The organism is Bradyrhizobium sp., from assembly GCF_030654605.1.
GTDB lineage: Bacteria > Pseudomonadota > Alphaproteobacteria > Rhizobiales > Xanthobacteraceae > Bradyrhizobium.
In genome coordinates this window covers 1-4,522 of record NZ_JAURXB010000290.1, presented here as the reverse complement: position 1 = coordinate 4,522, position 4,522 = coordinate 1, and the positions used below count along the sequence as shown (strand labels likewise).

General features: G+C 63.6%; 6 protein-coding genes and 1 pseudogene. 4 read left to right on the top strand and 3 right to left on the bottom strand.

The window, feature by feature from the left end; genetic code table 11:
- The 3 genes and pseudogenes from Q7U29_RS26510 to Q7U29_RS26500 form a co-directional block, all read right to left on the bottom strand.
- Positions 1 to 158, bottom strand: a pseudogene (locus Q7U29_RS26510) (glycosyltransferase family 1 protein); the annotation flags it as partial.
- A complete protein-coding gene (locus tag Q7U29_RS26505; RefSeq protein WP_370691837.1) occupies positions 158 to 955 on the bottom strand; it encodes a UDP-2,3-diacylglucosamine diphosphatase in 798 nt (265 codons plus the stop codon). The pseudogene Q7U29_RS26510 and the gene Q7U29_RS26505, both read right to left, overlap by 1 nt.
- A 319-nt stretch (positions 956 to 1,274) precedes the next feature.
- Complete coding sequence (locus Q7U29_RS26500) at positions 1,275 to 1,544, bottom strand: DUF3551 domain-containing protein (protein WP_304746403.1); 270 nt, start codon at positions 1,542 to 1,544, stop codon at positions 1,275 to 1,277.
- A 121-nt stretch (positions 1,545 to 1,665) separates the two neighbouring features.
- Between Q7U29_RS26500 and Q7U29_RS26495 the strand changes: the two genes are divergently transcribed.
- The 4 genes from Q7U29_RS26495 to Q7U29_RS26480 all read left to right on the top strand — a co-directional run.
- A complete protein-coding gene (locus Q7U29_RS26495) occupies positions 1,666 to 2,346 on the top strand; it encodes an ankyrin repeat domain-containing protein (RefSeq protein ID WP_304746402.1) in 681 nt (226 codons plus the stop codon).
- A gap of 129 nt (positions 2,347 to 2,475) precedes the next feature.
- A complete protein-coding gene (locus tag Q7U29_RS26490) occupies positions 2,476 to 3,465 on the top strand; it encodes a tripartite tricarboxylate transporter substrate binding protein (RefSeq protein WP_304746401.1) in 990 nt (329 codons plus the stop codon).
- A 35-nt stretch (positions 3,466 to 3,500) separates the two neighbouring features.
- Positions 3,501 to 3,848 (top strand): hypothetical protein, encoded by a 348-nt coding sequence (locus Q7U29_RS26485; protein WP_304746400.1) that lies wholly within the window; start codon positions 3,501 to 3,503, stop codon positions 3,846 to 3,848.
- Positions 3,849 to 3,938: 90 nt separating this feature from the next.
- Positions 3,939 to 4,522: pyridoxamine 5'-phosphate oxidase family protein (locus Q7U29_RS26480; RefSeq protein WP_304746399.1), on the top strand; the 584-nt coding region annotated here is incomplete at its 3' end.

The following is a 4,522-nucleotide window of genomic DNA, read 5'->3' as shown; positions in this document are numbered from 1 at the left end:
TCCGGATAGCTCGGCAGCGCGACGGTGCGAAACGATTGCGGCGTGACGAAACTGACATCGACACCGAGCGGTCTCGCCGCCTCCGCCATCATGGCCAGCGTCCGCACCACGCCGTTGACCTGGGGATGCCACGCATCGGTCGCGACCAGGACGCGCATCAGGCGGCCCGCGCCGCGATGGCGGCCACCGGCGCGGTCCGCCGCAGCGGGTCGGTCCAGCTGATGATCTCGAAGCGACCGTCCTCATGCTCGACCAGCGCGGTGCAGCTTTCCACCCAGTCGCCGCAGTTCATGTAGCGGATGCCGTGTTCGTCGCGGATGGTGGCGTAATGGATGTGGCCGCAGATCACGCCGTCGGCGCCGTGACGGCGCGCTTCGGCGGCGAGCGTCTGTTCGAACGCGCCGATATAGTTCACGGCGTTCTTGACCTTGAGCTTGGCCCATTGCGACAGCGACCAATAGGGTACGCCGAACGCGCGGCGGAAGAAATTGACCAGGCGGTTCATCCGGATCGCGAAATCATAGGCCTTGTCGCCGAGATGGGCGAGCCAGCGCGCGTTCTGCACCACAAGATCGAAGATATCGCCGTGGATCACCAGATAGCGTTTGCCGTCGACGCCCTCGTGAATGGCGTCCTCGACGACGTCGATGCCGCCGAAATGGGTGCCGTAATAGTTGCGCAGAAACTCGTCGTGATTGCCGGGCACGTAGACGACCCTGGCGCCCTTGCGCGCCTTGCGCAGCAACTTCTGCACGAAGTCGTTGTGCGATTGCGGCCAGTACCAGCCGGACTGCAGCGCCCAGCCGTCGACGATATCGCCGACCAGATAGATGGTGTCGGCATCATGGCAGCGCAGGAAATCCAGCAATTGGTCGGCTTGCGAGCCGCGCGCTCCGAGGTGGACGTCGGAGATAAACAAAGTGCGAAAGCGTCGATCGGGACACTCTTCACTCATCACGTCACTTCCCATGCGCGAGCAGCTAGCAGGCTTCCATGACAGCGCGATGACGGTTCGCGCCGCCGATGGATCCGGCCGAATCAATTGTCTGATTCGAGATTAGGGATATCAGCGCGGTGCGACAGCGCGGCGACACTGTCTCAGCGATCGGCGGCGGCCCGTAGCCCGGATGGAGCAAACGGGCGGCGCAAAGCCCGTCACGATGAGCACCAATCCGGGAAGGCGCGTGAGGCTGGCCCCGGATTGCGCCAGCGGGCGGCGCTGAGCGCCGGCCGCTGGCTTCATCCGGGCTACGGTTCTACGGATTGTTTCAAGCTCAATACTCGCGGCGGGGCCGCCGCTCCCGTTGTCGCGGCGGCTTTCTGGTTCCGGTGTAATATGGATTGTTGACGCACTGTGCGGCGCGGCCCGATGCCGACATCTGGCACTGGGGCAGCGAGGTATAGGCGCATTCGAAGTAATAGTCGGTAAAACCCTGGTAAATTTGCAGGCAGACCGGATATTTCGGATCATAGGTCTGGGCGCGGGCCGGGGACGCGGCCGAAACCGTTGCGACTGCCAAAATTGCCAAAACCGGAATGCGCATCGGAATCTCCCTCTATATTGACACCATCGAATCTCCACCTCGGAACGCCGAAAGCTTCGAACCGTTCCTTCGAAGCAAGGAAGCACAGCCCCGCCGGCTCGACAATCGGAGCTTTCTCCCCATGCATCTCCTCGTCGCCTTTTTCCTCACGCTGCTGGCCGTCCCGCAAGCATCCGCCCAGACCGCCCCGACCGAGGCCGAACTGCGCGCCTATCGCGGCCTGCATGCCGCCGCCGCCCGTGGCGACGTCGCCGACATCGAAAAGCGGATCGCCTCGGGCGAAAACAGGGAAGCCATCGACGATCGCCGTCGCACGCCGCTGCATGTCGCGGTCTACCGGAAGCAGCACGATGCCGCCCGCACCCTGATCCGGCTGGGCGCCGACCCGAACAAGCTTGAAATCGACCGCTACGACATCATCACCATTGCGGCGGTCGCCAATGACGTGCCGATGCTCAAGATCGCGCTCGAAGGCGGCGGCAATCCGAAGGCCGTCACCAGCCGTTACGACGGTACGGCCCTGATCGCGGCAGCCCATCTCGGCCACGCCGAAGTCGTGCGAACGCTGATTGCCGCGAAGGCGCCGCTCGATCACGTCAACAATCTGCAATGGACCGCGCTGATCGAATCCATCGTGCTCGGCGACGGCGGCAAAAATCACACCGAGACCTTGCGCGCTCTGGTCGAGGCCGGCGCCAACGTCAACATTCCCGACGGCAGCGGCGCGACGCCGCTCAAGCTGGCGCGAAATCGCGGCTATCGGGAGATGATTGCCATCCTGGAGAAGTCCGGAGCGAAGTGACGGGCAAGTGAACTCGCCGCTGGCATGCGAGCAACGCCCGATCGTGCTGATGCGCCAATCTGTCCCGTTTTTTGCGCATTGCAGAAGCCGGACGATGCGATACCCTCCCGGAAAGTTCAGGGAGGAATCATGTCAACGAAATTCAATCGCCGTCACTTCATCGCGGCCGGTACGGCAGCTGCGGCGATGCCTTTCCTCGCGCGCGGAGCCTCGGCGCAAGGCGCGTGGCCGTCGCGGCAGATCCGCATGGTCTGCAGCTATCCGGCGGGCGGACAGACCGACCTGCTCGCGCGCGCCTTCGGCGATTTCATCGCCAGGCAGGTGGGGCAGAACGTCATCATCGAAAACAAGGCGGGCGCTTCCGGCTCCATCGGTGCCCAGGAAGTCGCGCGCGCGGCGCCGGATGGCCACACCATCCTGTGCTCGATCTCGGCCACCTATATCATGAACAGGGTGATGATGAAGAACCCCGGCTACGACATGGACAAGGACCTGACGCTGGTCAGCATCATCCCCGGCGCCGGGCTGCTGCTGATCGCGAGCATGGAGTCCGGCGTCAAGTCGCTGGACGATTTCGTCGCCTTCGCGCGCAAAAAGGGCCAGGTGAACTTCGGCACCTATAGCGCGGGCTCTTCCCCGCACATGACGATCAATGAACTCAACAAGCAGTATGGCCTCAAGATCGAACCGATCCACTACCGGGGCGAAGCACCGATGTGGACGGGACTGCTGGACGGCACGCTCGATGTCGCGATGGGCAGCTATACGGCCGCGCAATCCGTCCTGCAGAGCAACAAGGGCATCCTGTTCGCGGTGCATTCGAGAAAGGTCCCCGCAATCCCCAACGTCAAGACCCTGCCCGAACAGGGCGCGACGTCGAAGTTTTTCACCATCAGCGGATTCTCGGGCTGGGCGTTGCCGAAGGCGACGCCGCAACCGATCGTCGACCGGCTGTCGGAGCTCTGCGTGGCGGCCAACCATGATCCGAAGGTGAAGGAAGTTCTCGCCACTTTCGCGCTGGACCCGGCAATCGGATTCAAGGAAGCCAATGCCTTGTATCAGCGCGAATTGCCGATCTGGATCGAGAGTGGGCAGGCGCTCGGTCTGCCGCCTGCCTGATCTGGAAAGCATGGTGGCCGACAGGCCCGCACCTGATGGCCGAGGGTAATCCGATCGACGAGATCTCACGAATCGAAGCGCGGCTCGAACAGCTTGCCGCGGTCGCCGAGCAATGCCGGAAGATCATCCTGGTGTCCAAGGCGGCCATCGCCACCGGCGGCGCGCTGTTGCTGGTGATGGTGCTCGGCCTGTTCGGATCAAGTGCGGCCATCGCACTCGGATCGATCGGCGCGGTGCTGGGCGGGATCGTGGCGCTTGGGTCGAACGTCAGCACGCTGCAGCAGACGATGGACGCCATCAGCGCCGACGAGGCACTCCGCTCGGATCTGATCAGCGGGATCGACCTTCGGCTGGTGGATGACGCCCCCCTGAAATTGAACTGACGAGCCCGCGCGCGGGTCACCGGAACCCGCAATCGATGCTAAACTGCCCGCCGGCGGGATGCGGATCCTGCGTGACCCGGGAGAAGTGCGATGACCGACAGCATCATGTTTCACGAGGGTAACCGCCAGCTGCAGGATCAATTCGACAGCCGCCGGATTTCCGACCGCCTGGAAGAATTCTGCCGCACGGAGTTCACGCCAGAGGACCGGGTGTTTATCGGGAGCATGCCGTATTTCTTTCTGGCGACGGCAGACGCCGAGGGGCGGCCTGACTGTTCATTCAAGGGCGGCATGCCCGGCTTCGTAGCCGTCACCGGCCCGTCCGAACTCGCATTCCCCGACTACGACGGCAACGGCATGTTCAAGAGCCTCGGCAACATCGTGGTGAATGCCGATGTCGGCCTGCTGTTCATCGCCATGCATGGCAGGCCGCAGCGCCTGCGCGTCAACGGCACGGCCACGGTGAGCCGCGAAGATCCGCTGCTCGCCAGCACCGTCGGCGCACAGCTGATCGTCCGCGTCACCGCGCGCGTGATCTTCCCGAATTGTCCGCGCTACATCCCGGACATGCAGCTGGTCGATCCCTCGATCTACGCGCCGCGACCGGGCTACGACGCGCCGGAGCCGGTGTGGAAGGATTTTGAGATTTTCAAGGATTGGGTGCACCCGCGGCA